18 protein-coding genes are annotated in these 17,714 nt (G+C 66.4%); 5 read left to right on the forward strand and 13 right to left on the reverse strand.

Translation table 11 applies throughout. From position 1 onward, the window contains the following. Positions 1 to 14 precede the first annotated feature (14 nt). Positions 15 to 1,934, reverse strand: coding sequence for a molecular chaperone DnaK (gene dnaK, locus CVO77_RS13795; RefSeq protein ID WP_105999526.1), 1,920 nt, complete (start codon positions 1,932 to 1,934; stop codon positions 15 to 17). A 157-nt stretch (positions 1,935 to 2,091) separates the two neighbouring features. On the opposite strand from dnaK, the gene CVO77_RS13800 reads away from it, so the two are divergent. Together CVO77_RS13800 and CVO77_RS13805 are read left to right on the forward strand one after the other, a co-directional pair. Further along, positions 2,092 to 2,616: a copper chaperone PCu(A)C gene (locus CVO77_RS13800; protein ID WP_105999527.1), complete on the forward strand. Its 525-nt coding sequence runs from the start codon at positions 2,092 to 2,094 to the stop codon at positions 2,614 to 2,616. A 154-nt stretch (positions 2,617 to 2,770) separates the two neighbouring features. Next, a complete protein-coding gene (locus CVO77_RS13805; protein WP_105999528.1) occupies positions 2,771 to 3,295 on the forward strand; it encodes a vgr related protein in 525 nt (174 codons plus the stop codon). A gap of 26 nt (positions 3,296 to 3,321) precedes the next feature. Here CVO77_RS13805 and CVO77_RS13810 read toward each other — a convergent pair whose 3' ends face one another. Beyond that, positions 3,322 to 3,855: an SgcJ/EcaC family oxidoreductase gene (locus CVO77_RS13810; protein ID WP_158258071.1), complete on the reverse strand. Its 534-nt coding sequence runs from the start codon at positions 3,853 to 3,855 to the stop codon at positions 3,322 to 3,324. Positions 3,856 to 4,031: 176 nt separating this feature from the next. Here CVO77_RS13810 and CVO77_RS13815 point away from each other — a divergent pair, with 176 nt between their 5' ends. Continuing rightward, complete coding sequence (locus CVO77_RS13815; protein WP_105999530.1) at positions 4,032 to 5,375, forward strand: DNA recombination protein RmuC; 1,344 nt, start codon at positions 4,032 to 4,034, stop codon at positions 5,373 to 5,375. Here CVO77_RS13815 and CVO77_RS13820 read toward each other — a convergent pair. The 8 genes from CVO77_RS13820 to CVO77_RS13855 form a co-directional block, all read right to left on the reverse strand. Then, complete coding sequence (locus tag CVO77_RS13820) at positions 5,372 to 6,085, reverse strand: META domain-containing protein (protein ID WP_105999531.1); 714 nt, start codon at positions 6,083 to 6,085, stop codon at positions 5,372 to 5,374. The genes CVO77_RS13815 and CVO77_RS13820 overlap by 4 nt on opposite strands. A gap of 115 nt (positions 6,086 to 6,200) precedes the next feature. Continuing rightward, positions 6,201 to 7,013 (reverse strand): TrmH family RNA methyltransferase, encoded by an 813-nt coding sequence (locus tag CVO77_RS13825; protein WP_105999532.1) that lies wholly within the window; start codon positions 7,011 to 7,013, stop codon positions 6,201 to 6,203. A 4-nt stretch (positions 7,014 to 7,017) separates the two neighbouring features. Beyond that, on the reverse strand, positions 7,018 to 7,296 hold the full coding sequence (locus CVO77_RS13830) for an HPr family phosphocarrier protein (protein WP_105999533.1): 279 nt from the start codon (positions 7,294 to 7,296) through the stop codon (positions 7,018 to 7,020). Beyond that, on the reverse strand, positions 7,293 to 7,697 hold the full coding sequence (locus CVO77_RS13835; RefSeq protein WP_106000840.1) for a PTS sugar transporter subunit IIA: 405 nt from the start codon (positions 7,695 to 7,697) through the stop codon (positions 7,293 to 7,295). Before CVO77_RS13835 ends, CVO77_RS13830 begins: the two co-directional genes overlap by 4 nt. A gap of 38 nt (positions 7,698 to 7,735) precedes the next feature. After that, positions 7,736 to 8,677, reverse strand: a complete 942-nt coding sequence (rapZ, locus tag CVO77_RS13840; protein WP_105999534.1) for an RNase adapter RapZ — start codon at positions 8,675 to 8,677, stop codon at positions 7,736 to 7,738. Further along, the gene (locus CVO77_RS13845) at positions 8,674 to 9,120 is read right to left on the reverse strand and encodes an HPr kinase/phosphorylase (protein ID WP_105999535.1); all 447 of its coding nucleotides are present in this window, start codon (positions 9,118 to 9,120) and stop codon (positions 8,674 to 8,676) included. The genes rapZ and CVO77_RS13845 overlap by 4 nt, the downstream gene beginning before the upstream one ends. A 106-nt stretch (positions 9,121 to 9,226) precedes the next feature. Continuing rightward, the gene (locus CVO77_RS13850; protein ID WP_105999536.1) at positions 9,227 to 10,858 is read right to left on the reverse strand and encodes a sensor histidine kinase; all 1,632 of its coding nucleotides are present in this window, start codon (positions 10,856 to 10,858) and stop codon (positions 9,227 to 9,229) included. Next, positions 10,824 to 11,534 carry a response regulator transcription factor gene (locus CVO77_RS13855; protein WP_105999537.1) on the reverse strand — a complete coding sequence of 237 codons (711 nt, stop codon included), beginning with the start codon at positions 11,532 to 11,534 and terminating at the stop codon, positions 10,824 to 10,826. Before CVO77_RS13855 ends, CVO77_RS13850 begins: the two co-directional genes overlap by 35 nt. 249 nt (positions 11,535 to 11,783) lie before the next feature. On the opposite strand from CVO77_RS13855, the gene CVO77_RS13860 reads away from it, so the two are divergent. Next, on the forward strand, positions 11,784 to 13,385 hold the full coding sequence (locus CVO77_RS13860) for a phosphoenolpyruvate carboxykinase (RefSeq protein WP_105999538.1): 1,602 nt from the start codon (positions 11,784 to 11,786) through the stop codon (positions 13,383 to 13,385). 33 nt (positions 13,386 to 13,418) lie between these two features. Here CVO77_RS13860 and CVO77_RS13865 read toward each other — a convergent pair whose 3' ends face one another. From CVO77_RS13865 to CVO77_RS13875, 3 genes are all read right to left on the reverse strand, one after another. Next, positions 13,419 to 14,354 carry a DUF2268 domain-containing putative Zn-dependent protease gene (locus CVO77_RS13865; protein ID WP_105999539.1) on the reverse strand — a complete coding sequence of 312 codons (936 nt, stop codon included), beginning with the start codon at positions 14,352 to 14,354 and terminating at the stop codon, positions 13,419 to 13,421. Beyond that, the gene (locus CVO77_RS13870) at positions 14,351 to 16,195 is read right to left on the reverse strand and encodes a DUF885 domain-containing protein (RefSeq protein WP_105999540.1); all 1,845 of its coding nucleotides are present in this window, start codon (positions 16,193 to 16,195) and stop codon (positions 14,351 to 14,353) included. The genes CVO77_RS13865 and CVO77_RS13870 overlap by 4 nt, the downstream gene beginning before the upstream one ends. Positions 16,196 to 16,411: 216 nt before the next feature. Beyond that, on the reverse strand, positions 16,412 to 16,807 hold the full coding sequence (locus tag CVO77_RS13875) for a DUF3597 domain-containing protein (RefSeq protein WP_105999541.1): 396 nt from the start codon (positions 16,805 to 16,807) through the stop codon (positions 16,412 to 16,414). A 192-nt stretch (positions 16,808 to 16,999) separates the two neighbouring features. On the opposite strand from CVO77_RS13875, the gene CVO77_RS13880 reads away from it, so the two are divergent. Then, positions 17,000 to 17,596 carry a DUF937 domain-containing protein gene (locus CVO77_RS13880; RefSeq protein WP_105999542.1) on the forward strand — a complete coding sequence of 199 codons (597 nt, stop codon included), beginning with the start codon at positions 17,000 to 17,002 and terminating at the stop codon, positions 17,594 to 17,596. The last annotated feature ends 118 nt before the right edge of the window (positions 17,597 to 17,714 follow it).

Genomic DNA, 17,714 nt, shown 5'->3' on the forward strand with positions numbered 1-17,714 from the left:
TAGGGATGAGAGCCTTACTTCTTGTCGTCTTCGACTTCCGAGAATTCAGCGTCGACGACATCTTCGTCGGCCTTGGCCCCATCAGCATTTTGGCCGGCATCGTCGGCGCCGGGGGACGCCGCGGCCTGCTGTTCCTTCTCGTAGATCGCCTGGCCGAGCTTCATCGCGACCTGCGCGAGCGCCTGCGACTTTTCGGTCATCGCGGCGGGATCGCCGCCTTCGACCGCGGTCTTGGCCTCGGCCACCGCCGCTTCGATCTCGCCCTTCAGGTCTGCGTCGATCTTGTCGCCATGCTCTTCGAGCTGGCGCTCGGTCGTGTGGATCAGGCTTTCGGCGTTGTTCTTCGCCTCGGCCGCCTCGCGGCGCTTTTTGTCCTCTTCGGCGAACTGCTCGGCATCCTTGACCATCTGGTCGATGTCGGCGTCGGAAAGCCCGCCCGAGGCCTGGATCTTGATCTGCTGTTCCTTGCCGGTGCCCTTGTCCTTGGCGTGGACCGACACGATGCCGTTGGCGTCGATGTCGAAGGTCACCTCGATCTGCGGCACGCCGCGCGGCGCCGGCGGAATGCCGACGAGGTCGAACTGGCCGAGCGCCTTGTTGTCGGCGGCCATTTCGCGCTCGCCCTGGAACACGCGGATCGTCACCGCCGACTGGTTGTCGTCGGCGGTCGAATAGACCTGGCTCTTTTTGGTCGGGATCGTGGTGTTGCGATCGATCATGCGCGTGAACACGCCGCCCAGCGTCTCGATGCCAAGGCTCAGCGGGGTGACGTCGAGCAGCAGCACATCCTTGACGTCGCCCTGCAGCACGCCCGCCTGGATCGCGGCACCGATCGCGACGACCTCGTCGGGGTTAACGCCGGTGTGCGGTTCCTTGCCGAAGAAATCCTTCACGACTTCGCGCACCCGCGGCATGCGCGTCATGCCGCCGACGAGGACGACCTCGTCGATCTCGCTCGCCGAAATGCCGGCGTCCTTGATCGCCTTCTTGCACGGTTCAAGCGTGCGCTTGACCAACTCTTCGACCAGCTTTTCGAGGTCGGCGCGGGTGATCGTCTTGACGAGATGCTTCGGCCCGTTGGCGTCGGCGGTGATGAAGGGCAGGTTGACCTCGGTCGACTGCGCGGTCGACAGCTCGATCTTCGCCTTTTCGGCGGCTTCCTTCAGCCGCTGCAGCGCCAGCTTGTCGCCGCGCAGGTTGATGCCTTCGTCCTTCTTGAAGCCGTCGGCGAGATATTCGACGATCTTGCTGTCGAAATCCTCGCCGCCGAGGAAGGTGTCGCCGTTGGTCGACTTCACCTCGAACACGCCGTCGCCGACTTCGAGGATCGAGATGTCGAAGGTGCCGCCGCCAAGGTCATAGACCGCGATCGTCTTGTTCTCGGTCTTGTCGAGGCCATAGGCGAGCGCCGCCGCAGTCGGCTCGTTGATGATACGCAGCACTTCGAGGCCGGCGATGCGGCCGGCGTCCTTGGTCGCCTGGCGCTGCGCGTCGTTGAAATAGGCAGGGACGGTGATCACCGCCTGCTCGACCTTTTCGCCCAGATAGGCCTCGGCGGTTTCCTTCATCTTCTGAAGGATATAAGCCGAAATCTGCGACGGCGAATAATCCTCGCCGCCCGCCTTGACCCACGCATCGCCGTTGGTGCCCTTGGCGATGGTATAGGGGACGAGTTCCATGTCCTTCTTGGTCATGGGATCGTCGAAGCGGCGGCCGATCAGGCGCTTGACCGCGAAAACAGTATTCTCGGGATTGGTGACCGCCTGGCGCTTCGCCGGCTGGCCGATCAGCCGCTCGCCGTCCTTGGCGAAGGCGACGATCGAAGGCGTCGTGCGCGTGCCTTCGACATTTTCGATAACCTTGGGCTTGCCGCCTTCCATCACCGCGACGCAGCTGTTCGTGGTGCCGAGGTCGATCCCGATCACTTTGGCCATGGGTATTTTTGTCCTTGTTGCTTCATTCGGCGCTCTGAAACGGCGCGCCGTGCGTTGATTTGATGGGGGCGATATAGGTGCGCTTTGCCTTGGCACAAGGGTTTTGACGGCTTATCTGGGGTGCAAGAATTGACGCATTTCGGGAGTCCCAAGCATCATGAAGCCCTTTGCCATAGCCGCCATAGCCGCCACAGCGCTCAGCTTGACCGCGTGCGAGAAGAATCTGGGCGCGGGGCAGCCGCTCAACGTCGTCGCGGGTTATATCCAGATGGGGGCGACTCCCGACAGCCCCGCGGCAGGCTATTTCACCGTCGAGGGCGGCCCGCGCGACGTCGAACTGGTCGCGGTGACCGCCGATCTCGCGCAGCGGGTCGAGATGCACGAAAGCGTCAAGGAAAACGGCATCGTGACGATGAAGCCGCTTGCCCGCGCCGCCGTCCCGGCAAAGGGCAAGCTCGAATTCAAGCCGGGTGGCAAGCATCTGATGATCTGGCATATCAACGGCGCCGCGGTGCGCGCGGGCAAGCTGCCGATGGCCTTCGTCTTCACCAACAATGACAATGAACGCATCCTGTTCGACCTGCCGATCAAGCCGGCGCCGACCGCCGACGGTGCCGACGGCGGCATGACGATGGATCATGGCGCGATGGATCATGGATCGGCCGACGCGGCAAAGAAATAAGGGTGGTACCCGCCTCTTCGTCATTGCGAGCCCTTCGACTGTCTTGCAGGCGCTCGGGACACATTAAGCGAAGCCATCCAGGCTGGTTCCCGCCCGCTCTGGCCCGCTCTGGATCGCCGCGTCGCCTTTGGCTCCTCGCAATGACGGGGTCTTGATGCCGCGCCCGTCGCGCCCCCTGACCGAGGGAGAAATCGTGCTCGCCCGGACCGTGTTCGGCGCCGCGATCGACTATGCGCGCGTGCGGGTGTGCCACTATAAATGGATATTCTTCCAGCCGCGCCGGATCGTCATGGCGCCGATGGGCGACCTGCATTTCCACCCCAGGGGCGGCGTCTATTGCGACGATTTCGCCTGTCCGGTCGGCGGCCGGGCCGAGGAGCTCAAGGCGAAGGGGCTGTTCCTTCACGAGATGACCCACGTCTGGCAGGCGCAGCAGCGCGGACGCTGGTATCTGGTGCTGATGCGGCACCCCTTCGCGACCTATGATTACAGTCTGAAGCCGGGCTGGCCGCTCGCCCGCTACGGGCTTGAGCAGCAGGCGGAGATCGTGCGCCATTATTGGCTGCTCACACAGGGCGTGACGATCGGCGGCGCCGCCGATGTCGGAGCCTATCGGGCGATTCTTCCCCCCGAATGGGAAAAATCCGCGTTTTCTAAATCGTCCGGTGATTCCGCCTGATTGGAAAACGCCAGGCGGTCACCGATCTATCGTGGACCCGCGACGAAGGTGTTTTGCGACGCGAGGATCTTCCATTCGCCGTTTCGCCTTTGCACGACATGCTTGAGGCGCGTTCTCACCACGCCGTTCGGCGCTCCGGGCGGCGGCGGCGAGAAGCCACTTGCCGCCGTGTCGATATCGACGATGAACAGGTCGGCGGTCAGGAACTGAACCCTGCGAACCTGCGCCGTCATATGTGTGTCCCGGGCCGGTCCTTTCCACAGGTCGACGTGGGTCTGGATGATCGCCGCCCGGCCGGACCAGACCTGCCCCGACGGATCGACCAACTCCGCATCGTCCCAATAGGCGTCGCCATAGGCTTTGCCATCGCGCCGATTCCAGCTTTCGGCGAATTGTGCCGCCAGATGGTCGGCCGCCGTTTGTTGCTCGCCGTTTGCCGCCGCATCTCGGGCCGATGCGCTCGGCGGCGATGCGTCCGGCGTCGGCGCCCCGGCCTGCGCCGCACCGCACAGAGTGACAAGGCCGATGGCGACCAGGCTGACGAGGGCGCGGTGCTTCATCATTTTCTCCGATCGGATTTGGCAACCCGTCAACGGGCGACTCGGGATGATAGTATCGGCCATCGAGCCCTTTTTACCATCGTGATATGACGGCCCCCGGCCTTATGCGCCGGTTTGGCCGCCGATGGACAAATAGCGGGTAGCCAGACGGGCGCTGTTCGTCCTATGTTCCGGGCATGAACGCCATGCCGCTGCTCGCCGCCTTCGTCGCCCTGTTTCTCGGGGGCCTGATTGGCTGGCTGTTCGCCGGGCGGCAGGCGGGGGCGCTCAAGGCCGAGCGCGACGGATTGTCCGATCGGTTCAAGGTCGCGGTGACCGACCTTGCGGCCGAGGCCGAAGCGCGCAAGGCCGCCGACATCCGGCTGGCCGCGCTGCTCGCCGAGCAGACGGCGCGCGATGCGGCGCACGAAGCGCAGATCGCGCAACTCAAGGAGGCGCAGGCGGCGCTCACCGCACAGTTCCGCGAGGTCGGGCAAGTGATGCTCGGCGAGGCGCAAAAGGCCTTTCTCGAACGCGCCGACGCGCGCTTTCGCCAGAGCGAGGAAAGCGCGGGGCAGAATCTGAAGGCGTTGCTTACCCCCGTCCACGACCGATTGCAGAAATATGAAGACGCGGTCGGCAAGGTCGAGGCGGAACGCCAGAACGCGTTCGGGCTGCTCCACGGGCAGATCGCCGCGATGCGCGAAGGCACCGAGCGCGTGTCGAGTGAGGCGGCGAAGCTCGTCAATGCGCTGCGCAACGCGCCCAAGGCGCGCGGCCGCTGGGGCGAACAGCAGCTTCGCAACGTCCTCGAAAGCTGCGGGCTTTCGGAACATGCCGATTTCCAGACCGAGGTCAGCGTCGCCGACGGTGATGGCGGGCGACTGCGCCCCGACGTGGTGGTGAAGGTGCCCGGCGGGCAGAACCTCGTCATCGACGCCAAGGTTTCGCTGAACGCCTATCAGGATGCGTTCGGCGCGGTCGACGAGGGCGAGAAGGCGGTGCATCTCGCGGCGCACGCCGCGGCGATGAAGACGCACGTCAATCTGCTCGGCGCCAAATCCTATTGGAACCAGTTCGACGACACCCCCGACTTTGTCGTGATGTTCGTCCCCGGCGAGCATTTCCTTGCCGCGGCGCTCGACCAGGACCACGAGCTTTGGGATTATGCGTTCGAGCGCAAGGTGCTGCTCGCAACGCCGACCAACCTGATCGCGATCGCGCGCACCGTTGCGGCGGTGTGGCGACAGGAAAAGCTCGCCGGGCAGGCGCGCGAGATCGCGATGCTGGGCAAGGAGCTTTACGCGCGCATGTCGGTGATGGGATCGCATATCGCGCGGGTCGGCAAGAATCTCGACCAGGCGACGGGGGCCTATAATGCCTTCGTCGGCAGCTTCGAATCGCAGGTGCTGACGCAGGCCAAGCGCTTCGAGGCGCTCGACGTCGAGACGGGGGACCGCGAAATTCCGGCGCTCCCCGTCGCCGAACAGGCTGCGCGCCCGCTCGCCAAGCTTTCGGGCACGAGCGGCGCGAACGACTAGATCGCGCGCCTCAACACCGCCGTTTGTCCATTGGTGCCGGTAATTTCCATCGTACCGTCGCTTGGAAAGCCGATGCTGACCGGCGTCGCCATCAGGCTGAAGAACGCCCGTTCCTGATCCATTCCCGCGCCCGGGCACGCCATCTTGGTCGCCATCAGCGGCCCTGCGGTCAGCGCCCGGCCGTCGGCGGTATAGCCGCCCGAAAAGCGGTTGCACCCCGCGCTGCCGCTGAGGCGCGTGCCGTCGAACGCCAGCGAGGTCGGCCGGTCGGGCGCGACGGGCGCCCCGCCGATCGACACGAAGGTCCAGTTCGACCCCGCGAGCGTGTCGGGCGGCAGAATCGCGCCGCCGCAGCCCTGCACAGTCTTGCCGTCGGCAGTGACGCGCACCGTGTCGGCATAGCGGCGGTCGCTCATCCCGTCGCTGCACGCGCGATGCTCGATGGCGACCGACAGCCGGCCGGTGGCATAGGTCTGGCCGTTCGCTGCCGACGTCGCGCCGGGGTTCGGCACCGCGATCTTCGTCTCGCCATAGTCGCCGGCATAGGACAGCCGCTCGGGCGTGATCTCGAGCGTCCAGCCGGGCTCGGTGCCGACCGCCATATAGGCGGCGGCTGGCGCGGGCTTTTCGCCGGGGGCCTGCGGGGTGCCCGAAGCGGCGCAGCCGGCAAGGACCAGCGGCAGGGCGATGAGGGGGAGGATGCGTGTCACAACAAAGCCTTTCGTTCGACGTCACCCGGATATTGCTCCGGTATGACGAGATTGTCGAAGCCGCCGTTAAGCGCCCGCGAATGGCCGCGCGCTGAACGGCCTCGCCAACCGCCGTTCAGCTTCGCCGCTGGTTCAGCACCTCATAGGCCATCACCGCCGCCGCAACCGCGGCGTTCAGGCTGTCGGCCTTGCCCATCATCGGCATCTTCACCCGCACATCGGCGGCCGCGGCATAGTCGGCGGGCAGGCCCTGCGATTCGTTGCCGATCAGGATAAAGGTCGGCGCGGCATAGCGCACCGCCTGATAATCCTGCGTGTCGCCGCCGAGCCAGGTCGCGACGAGTTCGCCCGGTCCGCCGCGCAGCCAAGGCAGGAACTCGTCCCAGCGCGCCTGCACGAGCCGCTGGGTGAAGATCGCCCCCATGCTCGCGCGCACCGCCTCGACCGCATAGGGATCGGTGCAGTCATCGAGCAGGATCAGCCCGCCCGCGCCGACCGCGTCGCCGGTGCGCAGCATCGTGCCGAGATTGCCGGGGTCGCGCGGCCGCTCGGCGACGAGCCAGATCGGCGCGGCGGCGCGATCGAGGTCGGCGAGGCGCGTCTTCGGCTCGGCGTAAATGCCGACGATCGTCTGCGGATTATCCTTGCCCGACAATTTGGACAGGATCGCGGGCGTGGTGTCGATCACCTCCCCCCCGCTGGCGAGGGTCGCCTCGACCAGCGCTTTCGCGAGCGGATGGCCCGCACCTTCGTCGGCAAGAAACAGCCAGTGCGGCAGCACCCCCGCCTCGCGCGCTTCGGTGGCGATACGCAGCCCTTCGGCGAGGAACAGCCCCTCGGCGCGCCGGTGCCGTTTCTCGCGCAGCAGGCGCATCCGCTTGACCAGCGGATTGGAGAAGCTTTCGATGCGGCTGCGATGGGCGGTCATGCCCTCAATCCTCGCCGAAACTGTCCTTGACCAGCCCGACGAGCTTGAGCAGCGCCGCGTCGGCGCCGTCGCCCTTCGTGTGGATCGTGATGCTGTCGCCTTTCGCGGCGCCAAGCATCATCAGCCCCATGATCGACGTGCCGTTGACGCGGCTGCCGCCTTTTTCGACTTCGACGCTGACGGTCTCGGGCAGGCGGCTGACGAAGGTCACGAACTTGGCGCTCGCGCGGGCGTGCAGCCCGCGCTGGTTGGTGATCTCGACCGTTTCGCTATTTTCGTTCATGGCCCCACTCCCAGCATCTCTGACGCGACGGAGATATATTTCTGGCCCGCTTCCTTGGCCGCGATCACCGCGGCGCGCAGGTCCATCGCCTTGCGCGCGCTTTCGAGGCGGATCAGCATCGGCAGGTTCACCCCCGCGATCACTTCGGTCCGCCCATGTTCGAGCAGGCTGATCGCGAGGTTCGACGGCGTGCCGCCGAACAGGTCGGTCAGCATGATCACGCCGCGGCCCGCGTCGACCTTGCGGATCGCGTCGGCGATTTCCTTGCGGCGCATTTCCATATTGTCGTTGGGGCCGATGCACACGGTGGCGATCGCGCGCTGCGGGCCGACGACATGCTCCATCGCGGTGACCATTTCCTCGGCGAGGCGGCCGTGGGTGACGAGGACCATTCCCAGCAGCGGCAATGCTTTATCGACGGCCATGAAATGCAAGACCCTTATGCTTGTCCAGCGCCGGCGGAAGATGCGGGCGGGGGCCTGCCCTCAAGCCCATCTTGCGGGGCGGAGTCAAGGTTGCGGTGGGTCAGGGTCGGTTCATGGCCCGCTGCGCGTAGCGTTTGGGCAACACGGTTCGCGACGTGGACCGAGCGGTGCCGCCCGCCGGTGCAGCCAAAGGCGATGGTGACATAGCTTTTGCCCTCGGCGCGATACCGCGGCAGCAAGGTCAGCAACAGGCGCTCGATCTGCGCGACGCTGTCCTCATAGGCGGGGTCGGCCATGACATAGGCGGCGACATCGGGGTCGAGCCCGGTGCCGGGGCGCAGCGCCGTGTCCCAGTGCGGATTGCGCAGATAGCGCATGTCGAACACCAAATCGGCGTTGCGCGGCAGCCCGCGCGCAAAGCCAAAGCTCAATATGTTGAGCACCGGTTCGCCCTCTCCGCTGTCGCCGAAGCGCTGGCGCACCTCCTGCTGCAGGTCGTTGCTCGAATAGTTGGTGGTGTCGACGACATGCTCGGCCCAGCGGCGCAGCGGCTCCATCAGTTCGCGTTCGCGCGCGATGCCGTCGGCGGCGGGGCGGTCCTCGGCCAGCGGATGGCGGCGGCGCGTTTCGGAAAAGCGGCGCTCGAGTTCGGCACCCGCGCAGTCGAGGAACAATGTCTGGATATCGCGGCCGCCGCCCTCGCGCAGATCCTTGATCCGCTTGACCAGCCGCGCGGGTTTGAAACCGCGGCTGCGGCTGTCGATCCCGACCGCGATCGGACGACTGGCTTCGCTGCGTTTCGCGGGCGCGTCGATCAGCGCCTCGAGCAGCGCGAGCGGCAGATTGTCCACGACCTCCCAGCCCAGATCCTCGAGCACCTTGAGTACGGTCGACTTGCCAGCGCCCGAGAGGCCGGTCACCAGGAGCAGGCGCGGCTCGGCGGCGGCGCTACTCATCGTTCGGGCGCCAGGCGTTCGAGCGCGAGCAATATCTTGATCGGCGCCGACGCCTCGAACGCCGAGAGCAGCAGCGCCGGCAACGGATGGCCGGCCACCATCTCGACCTGATTCACCGACGGCATGCGGTCGTAACGGTCGGTCAATCGCACCGCGAGCGCCAGCGGCACCGGCGCGGTCCACGGCTTGTCGACGATCCCGATCCCGCGCACCTCCAGCTTGCCGGCGAGGGTTTCGGGCGGGCGGCACCACAGCCGCTCGCGGTCATACCAGATGTCGCAGCGATCGTCGGCGACGAGCCGCGCGCCGCGGTCGATGAGACGGAGCGCGAGGTCGGACTTGCCTTGTCCCGCATTGCCGAGAATCAGCACGCCGCCGCTGCCCGCCGCAACGCAGCTTGCATGGATATTCTGGATCTCGGGCTTGGTCCGGCTCGGAAACATCAGCGGGGCTTACCGGCGACGAAGCGGGGCCGCAAGGCGGCAAACCGTTTTGGGCGGGCGAGGGCAACGGATTCGCGTGAACCCTTTTTCCCGAACGCCCGCACCCTTACCCCTCCGCTTCATGCCCCTCGCGTGCAGGGAGGGTGATCAGCAGGCTGGCACCGCGCTGGCCATCGTCGCGGTCGCGGGCGGAGATCGTTCCCGAATGCCCCTCGATGATCGTCCGCGCGATCGCGAGGCCCAGCCCGCTGTGGCGGCCGAACGCCTCGCCATTGGGCCGCTCGCTGTGAAAGCGGCGGAAGATTGCCTCGCGCTGCGCAGGGTCGATGCCCGGACCGTCGTCGTCGACGCGGATATGAACTTCATCGCCCAGCCGCGTCGCGGCGATGCAGACGAGGCCGGATTGGGGGGAGAAGCTGATGGCATTGTCGATGACATTGTCGATCGCGCGTTCGAGCCGGTGTCCGTCGCCCATCACCAAAGTCGTGCCCTTGCGCGGCCGGGCGAAGGCGACGCGCGGCCGCGGTCCGTCCTGTCCGGCGCGCGCGGCGCGGCCCGCGAGCATCGATTCGATCATCAGCCCGATATCGATCGGCTCGAACAGGGTGCGCGACAATTGCGCGTCGATCCGGCTCGCGTCGCTGATATCGGTGACCAGCCGGTCGAGCCGCCGCACATCCTCGTCGGCGATGGCGAGCAATTGCGCGCGCTGCGCGTCGGTCGTGCCGCGCCCCAGCCCCTCGATTGCCGAACGGACCGAGGCGATCGGATTCTTGAGCTCGTGCGTCACGTCGGCGGCGAAATGCTCGCCCGCGTCGATGCGTTCGCGAAGCGCCTGCGTCATGTCGGACAGCGCGCGGGCGAGGGTGCCGATCTCGTCGCGGCGGCTCGGCAGGCGCGGGACGACGACCTCGCGCGCGCGTCCCAGCCGCACCCGCACTGCGGCGCGCGCCAGCTTGCGCAACGGGCGGACGATCGTGCGCGCGAGGAAAAGCGACAGCAGCACCGAGGCGATCAGCACCATCGCGACGACGACCGCGAGGCGGAAGCGCTCGGCGCGCACCGTCTTGGTGATGTCGCGCGCGTTGAGCGTCATCAGCATCACCTCGGGCGTGTCGAGGTCGACGATGCGCGTCGCGCTGAGCAGCGGAGTGCGTTCGGGGGCATAGCGAAAACGGCTCGCTGCCTCGCCGGTCTTCATCGCCTCGACGACTTCGGGCCAGGCGGTGCCCTGGTCGACCCGCGGTTCCTCGAAATCGGGATAGGCGGGGGCGCCGACGATCCAGTCGATCCCGCGGTCCATCGCGCGCGCGGCGTCGCGCTTCCACGGCTGAAGCTCGGGATCGCGCAGCGTATAGGTCGGCGGCGCGTGCGCGAAGCTGTCGTCGATCTTGCGGCCGCCCGCGTCGTAGAAGCGTAGCCGCGACTCGGTCGCGCGGGTGAATTCGCCGATCAGGTGGTGGCGTTGGTCGGGCCGCGCCGCCTCGAGCGCTTCGTCGAGCTGCGCGAGCTGGTCGCCCATCACCTCCATCCGCGTATCGATGAGGCGGCTGCGATAGGTGTCGAGATAGAAGAAGCCGCCGCCGAACAATATGATGGCCAGGATATTGACCGCCAGGATGCGCGTCGTCAGCGACCAGCGCGCCGACCAGACGAGCGGCGCCTCCTCCTGTTCGGCGATGCTCCCTTCGGGCCGTTTGGAATCAGCCGTCATCGGAGAAGCGGTATCCGGCGCCATAGAGAGTCGCGATCGCGTCGAAATCGGGATCGACTTCGCGGAACTTGCGCCGCAGGCGCTTGATGTGGCTGTCGATCGTGCGGTCGTCGATATAGACATCGTCCTGATAGGCCGCGTCCATTAACTGGTTGCGGCTGCGCACGATGCCGGGGCGCGAGGCGAGCGTTTCGAGGATCAGGAATTCGGTGACGGTCAGCGTGACGTCCTTGCCGTCCCAGCCGACCTTGTGGCGCGCCGGGTCCATGCTGAGCCGACCGCGCGTGATCGGTTCGGCGACGGGCTCGTCATCCTCGTTCGGGGGCGAGCGGTTCAGCTCGACGCGGCGCAGGATTGCGCGGATGCGCGCAATCACCAGGCGCTGCGAAAAGGGTTTGGCGATATAATCGTCGGCGCCCATCGCAAGGCCGAGCGCCTCGTCGATCTCGTCATCCTTGCTGGTCAGGAAGATGACGGGAAGCTGGCTTTTCTCGCGGAGGCGCCGCAGCAACTCAAGCCCGTCCATCCGCGGCATCTTGATGTCGAACACCGCCAGGTCGGGCGGATTGTCGATCAGCGGCTTCAGCGCCGCCTCGCCGTCCGAATAGACGCGCGTGACGAACCCCTCGGCTTGCAGCGCGATCGACAGGGATTGCAGGATGTTGCGGTCGTCGTCGACCAGCGCGATGGTTGCCGTCATGCTCTTTCCATTGGGCGGACCCTGGTCGCCCAACTAGCCGATCTGCCGCCCAGCGACAACTGCGCACGGCTGGCCCGCGATTCCGCCTATAATCTTTTGACCTCGCCCCGCATCCTCGCTAACGCGACCGGGATTTCGGAATCGGCGCCCTGTCGGCACCCCATGTTCATGCGGGCCCATCGCTTTCGCATGACATGTCCTGCATACCTATGCGAAAGGGGCTGACGGGACAGAGGAAAGGCGAAGACAATGACGAAGCTTGTGATCGGCACCGACACCGTCGAGACAAAGGCGGATGTGGCCGAAAACTGGGGCACCGCGCGACTGGTCGAGGATGCGCTGCGCCACGACGAAGGCTTGCTCGCCAAGGATGGCCCGCTCGTCGTCGCGACCGGCAAGCACACCGGCCGCAGCGCCAAGGACAAGTTCATCGTCCAGGATGATGAGACTCGCGACACCATCTGGTGGGGCAAGACCAATGTGGCGATGACTCCCGATCATTTCGCGACCTTGAAGGCCGATTTTCTCGCACATCTGGGCGGCCGCGATCGCCTGTATCGCCAGCAATTGTTCGGCGGCTCGCAGCCCGAACATCGCGTGCAGGTCCAGATCGTCACCGAATTTGCGTGGCACAGCCAGTTCATCCGCACCCTGCTGGTGCGCCCGACGGCCGACGAACTGGCGGCGTTCGCCAGCGAATATACGATCATCGACCTGCCGAGCTTCCGCGCCGATCCCGCGCGGCACGGCACGCGCAGCGAAACCGTCGTCGCGGTCAATTTCGCCGAAAAGCTCGTGCTGATCGGCGGCACCGCCTATGCCGGCGAGATGAAGAAGTCGGTGTTCGGCATCCTCAACTATCTGCTCCCCGTCGATGGCGTGATGCCGATGCACTGTTCGGCGAACATCGGTCCCGACGGCGACACGGCGGTCTTTTTCGGGCTGTCGGGCACCGGCAAGACGACGCTGTCGGCCGACGCTTCGCGCACGCTGATCGGCGATGACGAACATGGCTGGTCGGACACCGCGGTCTTCAATTTCGAGGGCGGCTGCTATGCCAAGATGATTCGGCTGTCCGAAGAGGCCGAGCCCGAAATCTATGCGACCACCCGTCGTTTCGGCACCGTGCTCGAAAATGTCGTGATCGACTCCGATACGCGCGCGCTCGACCTCGACGACAACAGCCTCGCCGAAAACACCCGCGGCGCCTATCCGATCGACTTCATCCCCAATGCGTCGGAAGCGAATATGGGGCCGGTGCCGCGCACCGTCATCATGCTGACCGCCGACGCCTTCGGCGTGCTGCCCCCGATCGCCAAGCTGACACCCGACCAGGCGATGTATCATTTCCTGTCGGGCTATACGGCAAAGGTCGCGGGGACCGAGATCGGCGTGACCGAGCCCGAGGCGACCTTCTCGACCTGTTTCGGCGCGCCCTTCATGCCGCGCCATCCGTCGGTCTATGGCAACCTGCTGAAAGAACGCATCGCCAAGGGCGGCGTCCAGTGCTGGCTCGTCAACACCGGTTGGACCGGCGGCATGGCGACGATGGACGGGATCAAGCGGATGCCGATCAAGGCGACGCGCGCGCTCTTGAACGCCGCGCTCGACGGCAGCCTGAACGATGCCGAGTTCCGCAAGGATGCGAATTTCGGCTTTCTCGTTCCGGTCGCGGTGCCGGGGGTCGATGCGGCGCTGCTCGACCCGCGCGAGGCATGGGCCGACCGCCAAGCCTATGACCGCACCGCCGAGGCGCTGGTGCAGCAATTCATCGACAATTTCGCGCAGTTCGCGGACCATGTCGACGAAGGCGTCCGCCAGGCCGCCCCGCAGGCGCCCGTCGCGGCCTGATCCGGCCCGATCAGGTCCGGGGTGGCGCTGGGTTCAAAGCGCCATCCCAGGAGTCCAGCCGCTTTTCGCCAGGAACGCCGCGGGGTCCGTCATTTCGATGATCGCCTTGATCGCTGCGGCCTTGTCGGGCGCGCGGTCGTAGTAGCTTTTGACGATGCGATAACCGACCCAATAGCCAAGATCGCCCGGCCAGCCGTCGGTGCCCCGCTGGTTGTACAGCCAGCGCGAATCGAGCGCCCGACCGTCTTTTTCGGCGAGGAAGGCGGTTTCGAGTTCCTTTTCGCGCCCCTTCGCCCACTGGTGGAGGAGGGGGTAGGCGACCGATCCCGTCATCTGTTCGGCGACAAATTCGGCCGCGCCCTCACCTAGCGCGGCGTGCAACACCGTTTCGTCCCTGTCCTCCACTTGCGCCAGCGGCTGCTGTACATGGACATATTCGTGGGCAATGACATGGACGAAACGATCCTCGTCGTCGGCTTCGATGAACTTCGCCATGCACAGCGATTCGAGTCCGATATAGAGGCCCTTGGCATTCGCCGTTCCGGCGGTCGTCGCGCGGCCGATCGCGATGGTGATCGGCGGGAATTTCGCTTGCGGATATAGCGCCGCGAGCCGGTCGGTCGCGGCGACGAGCCGCGGCCGGATCGCGCCGAGCTTGGCGGCGCAGCCGCGTGCGGCCTGAAAGACGTCGGGCTTGTCGCGGAGTGCCTTGGCCAGCCGTTCGGGGGTGATCCGCCGCATTCTCATGAATTCGATCAGCCCCGGCGACGCGCCGGCCAGATAGCGCGCCGCAAGCGTATCGGGTGCGGCCGCGAGCGCCGGATCATCATAGAGCTTGAAAAAGCGGTCGACGTCCGAGGTGACGATCGTGACATGGGTGCCGTCGGCCGGCGGCGTCGCGGGATCGGCCGCATGTGCGGGCGCACCCGCGACGAGCAGGGCGACGAACGCGCCGACCAGACGTTTCATGCCGCCGCCCCCGCGATATAGGCATCGACATTCTGCGCCAGCACGTCGAGCGGGACGTTGCCGCCCTTGACCACAATATCGTCGAAATCGCGCAGGTCGTATTTTGCGCCAAGCGCTGCCTCGGCCCGGTCGCGCTGGCGGACGATCTCGCTGTGGCCGACCTTGTAACCGCACGCCTGGCCGACCCAGCTACAATAGCGATCGACCTCGCTCGCGACTTCGATCGGGTTCGAGCCATTTTCCTTGACGAAGAAATCGACCCCCTGTTCGCGCGTCCAGCGCTTGGCGTGGAGGCCGGTGTCGACGACGAGGCGGCAGGCGCGGAAGGCGAGTGACTGGAGATAGCCGAGGCGCCCGACCTCGAAATCATCATAGAGGCCCAGCTCATCGGCAAGTTGTTCGGCGTAGAGCGCCCACCCTTCCGAATAGGCGTTGAACGCCAGCATCGTGCGGATCAGCGGCATCTGGTTCGCATATTCGCCCTGCCAGACATGCCCCGGAATCGCCTCGTGCATCGCCAGATCAGGCAGTGAATATTTGCTGTGGAGGTCGGTGGTGCGCAGATTGATCCAGAAACGGCCGGGGGTGCTGCCGTCGATCGACCCCGCGCCGCCATAGGCCGCGGGCGCGCCGGGCTCCTCGGCCAGCGGCAGCCGCTTCACCTCGACATTGCCCTTTACCAAGGTGCGAAAGGCGCGCGGCAATTGCGCGCGAATCTTGCCGAGCCAGGTCTGGATATAGGCGACGATCTCGGCGCGGCCCTGGTCGTTGTCGGGGAATTTGAAACGCGGATCCTGCGCCAGCGCATTCATCCGGTCGCCGACCGAGCCCTGAGTATAGCCGAGTTTCTTCAGGATCGGGTCCATCCGGCCGTGCAGTTCGGCGAGTTGGTCGCGGCCCATCGCATGGACCTCGTCGGGGGTCATGCGCGTCGTCGTCGAGGCGCGCAGCGCCCAGGCGTAAAATTCATCGCCGTGCGGGCGCGCCCACATGCCCGCGTCCATCACCGCCTTCGGCCGCTGTGCCTTCAGCTCGGCGAGTTGGCGTTCGAGCGCCGCCGCGACCGGGCCTTGGACGATCTTTGCCGAGCGCGCATTCCAGTCGCCCGCGATCTTTGCCTCGCCGGTGCGGCGGACCAGGCTGTCGACCATCCCGCCGCCCGCTTTCGCGTCAGCGAGGGTCGCCTCCATCTGCTTGACCGCCTTGTCGATCAGGAAGCCGGGGGCGATCAGGCCTTGCCCGGCGGCGGCTTTCAGCCGCTCGGTCTCGCCATCGAGCACGCCGGGGAAGGCGTTGAGGCGCGACAGATAGGCCTCTGCATCGGCTGGCGTCCTGACCGGGTGGTCGCTGTCGAGGAATTTGGGGATGTCGAGATAGGCGCCGACATTCTGGATCACGACATAGGGTGTGTTGCGCCAGCCGCCGACCGCGACGTCGCCATAGGGCTGCGCGAAGCCGTCGAGCGCGACGCTGTAGGCGCTGTCGACGACCGCCAGGCTGGTGCGCGTCTTGTGGTCGAGCCCCGCTTTGCCGACAGCGCGAACGCGGACAAGGTCGGCCTTCAGCGTGTCGGCGACCGCGGTCATCCCCGCCGCCGACCGATCACCGAGTTGTCCGCGCATCGCGGCGCGGTCGCCGGTGTCGATGCCGAGCGCGGTCGCGCCTTCGGGCGAGAGGGCAAGCAGATGATCGGCGACCGATGCGAGCAGCGCGCCGGCTTCATCCTGCGGCGGCGCCTGCAGCGCGGCGGCCGGGCGGGTGAGGGCGGCCCCTGCGGCGCCCGCACCCAGAGTGGCGAGCGTCTGGCGACGGCTGACGGGGGTGGAAAGCGGATGATGCACGGACGGACTCCCTGGCGACTTCGTTTCTTGTGAAACCTGTCTAGGGAGCGCGGCGCGGTGCGGTCAATGCCCACCCGTAATAAGCCCCTCCTCTTAGGGGAAGGGTTGGGGTGGGGCTCGCGGTCTTGCGCCAGGCCGATGGCCCCACCCGCTGCGACCAGGGGACAAATCCCCAAGTCTCACCGCCCTCCCTTGAAGGGGAGGGCGAAGTCAGGATCAGTCGGTCAGGTCGACGGGCACCTTGCCGCCGTTTGCGGCGAGTTCGCGCATCACCGCCTTGTGCAGCCAGATGTTCATCTCGGCGCTGCCGTCGAGCGCGCCGGTATAGCCGAGTTCCTGTGCGAGCGATTTGCGGTTGTCGAGGCTCGAATCGATGCCGAGCAGCTTCATCAGGTCGACGATCGAGGTGCGCCAGTTGAGCGCCTGGCCGGCCTTGGCCGCCTCGGCGGTGAGGATGGCGTCGACATCGACGGGCGCCGCGGCGGCGGTCGCCATCGCGCTGGTCGCGGCGTCGAGTGCGGCGCCGATGGGGCTGGGCGCCGCCGGGGCGGCGGGCTCTGCCGCTTGGGCCTTGCCGAAAATCGCGTCCTTGATCTTGCCGAAAATACTCATCGATTGACTCCCACTGGATGAAGCGCCCGCGCCCGCGCGTCGATTTCGGACGGGCGAGTCGCATGGTCGCAGGATGGACCTAGGCATCTGAAAATGACAGTGAAATGAAGGCCTGCTCCTTCACCCGCCGCCTGCTATAACGGGCGGGCATCGGGGCGGTTCCCTCCGCGCCCGCAGAGGGAGATTTGAGGCATGAATCTGACCGACATCCTGGCGCAGGCCGGCGGCATCGAAGCGATGGCGAGCCAGTTGGGCGTGCCGCCCGCGGTCGCGAAGCAGGGCGCCGAAGCGCTGCTGCCCGCGATCCTCGGCGGCTTCAAGAAACAGGCGACGGGCGCCGAAGCGGGAGCTGGTGGGCTTGGCGGCCTCGGCGGACTGCTCGGCCAGCTCGGCGGTGGCGGATTGCTCGACGCGGTGCTCGCGCCGCAGCCGACTCCGGTCGGTCAGGGCAATGATGTGCTCGGCCAGATTTTCGGGTCGAAGGACGTCAGCCGCACCGTCGCCGACCATGCCGCGGGGCAGACGGGCCTCGATTCGGGCCTGCTCAAGCAGATGCTGCCGATCCTCGCGATGATGGTCGCGGGCTATATGGCAAAGCAGGGCGGCGGCCAGGCGCAGGGCGGGAGCGGCGGCCTCGGCGGCCTGCTGGGCAGCCTGCTCGGCGGCGGCGGCGGTGCGTCCGGCGGGCTGGGCGGAGGCTTGGGCGGGCTGGGCAAGATGCTCGACATGGACGGCGATGGCAATCCGCTCGACGACATCATCGGCATGGCGGGGAAACTCAGGGGGTAGGCAACTTCCAAAAGGAGTATCGTGCGTCCCCGCGAAGGCGGGGACCCCTCTCCTGCCGGTTCGACATAGCGCCGGTCGGAGATGGACCCCCGCCTTCGCGGGGGAACACAGCTTTTTA

It is taken from the genome of Sphingopyxis lindanitolerans, assembly GCF_002993885.1.
GTDB lineage: Bacteria > Pseudomonadota > Alphaproteobacteria > Sphingomonadales > Sphingomonadaceae > Sphingopyxis > Sphingopyxis lindanitolerans.

What these genes read in the sequence shown, in the direction of transcription:
- dnaK (WP_105999526.1), bottom strand. Translation starts at nt 1,934, where the DNA reads ATGGCCAAAGTGATCGGGATCGACCTCGGCACCACGAACAGCTGCGTC.
- CVO77_RS13800 (WP_105999527.1), top strand. Translation starts at nt 2,092, where the DNA reads ATGAAGCCCTTTGCCATAGCCGCCATAGCCGCCACAGCGCTCAGCTTG.
- CVO77_RS13805 (WP_105999528.1), top strand. Translation starts at nt 2,771, where the DNA reads ATGCCGCGCCCGTCGCGCCCCCTGACCGAGGGAGAAATCGTGCTCGCC.
- CVO77_RS13810 (WP_158258071.1), bottom strand. Translation starts at nt 3,855, where the DNA reads ATGAAGCACCGCGCCCTCGTCAGCCTGGTCGCCATCGGCCTTGTCACT.
- CVO77_RS13815 (WP_105999530.1), top strand. Translation starts at nt 4,032, where the DNA reads ATGAACGCCATGCCGCTGCTCGCCGCCTTCGTCGCCCTGTTTCTCGGG.
- CVO77_RS13825 (WP_105999532.1), bottom strand. Translation starts at nt 7,013, where the DNA reads ATGACCGCCCATCGCAGCCGCATCGAAAGCTTCTCCAATCCGCTGGTC.
- CVO77_RS13830 (WP_105999533.1), bottom strand. Translation starts at nt 7,296, where the DNA reads ATGAACGAAAATAGCGAAACGGTCGAGATCACCAACCAGCGCGGGCTG.
- rapZ (WP_105999534.1), bottom strand. Translation starts at nt 8,677, where the DNA reads ATGAGTAGCGCCGCCGCCGAGCCGCGCCTGCTCCTGGTGACCGGCCTC.
- CVO77_RS13845 (WP_105999535.1), bottom strand. Translation starts at nt 9,120, where the DNA reads ATGTTTCCGAGCCGGACCAAGCCCGAGATCCAGAATATCCATGCAAGC.
- CVO77_RS13850 (WP_105999536.1), bottom strand. Translation starts at nt 10,858, where the DNA reads ATGGCGCCGGATACCGCTTCTCCGATGACGGCTGATTCCAAACGGCCC.
- CVO77_RS13855 (WP_105999537.1), bottom strand. Translation starts at nt 11,534, where the DNA reads ATGACGGCAACCATCGCGCTGGTCGACGACGACCGCAACATCCTGCAA.
- CVO77_RS13860 (WP_105999538.1), top strand. Translation starts at nt 11,784, where the DNA reads ATGACGAAGCTTGTGATCGGCACCGACACCGTCGAGACAAAGGCGGAT.
- CVO77_RS13865 (WP_105999539.1), bottom strand. Translation starts at nt 14,354, where the DNA reads ATGAAACGTCTGGTCGGCGCGTTCGTCGCCCTGCTCGTCGCGGGTGCG.
- CVO77_RS13875 (WP_105999541.1), bottom strand. Translation starts at nt 16,807, where the DNA reads ATGAGTATTTTCGGCAAGATCAAGGACGCGATTTTCGGCAAGGCCCAA.
- CVO77_RS13880 (WP_105999542.1), top strand. Translation starts at nt 17,000, where the DNA reads ATGAATCTGACCGACATCCTGGCGCAGGCCGGCGGCATCGAAGCGATG.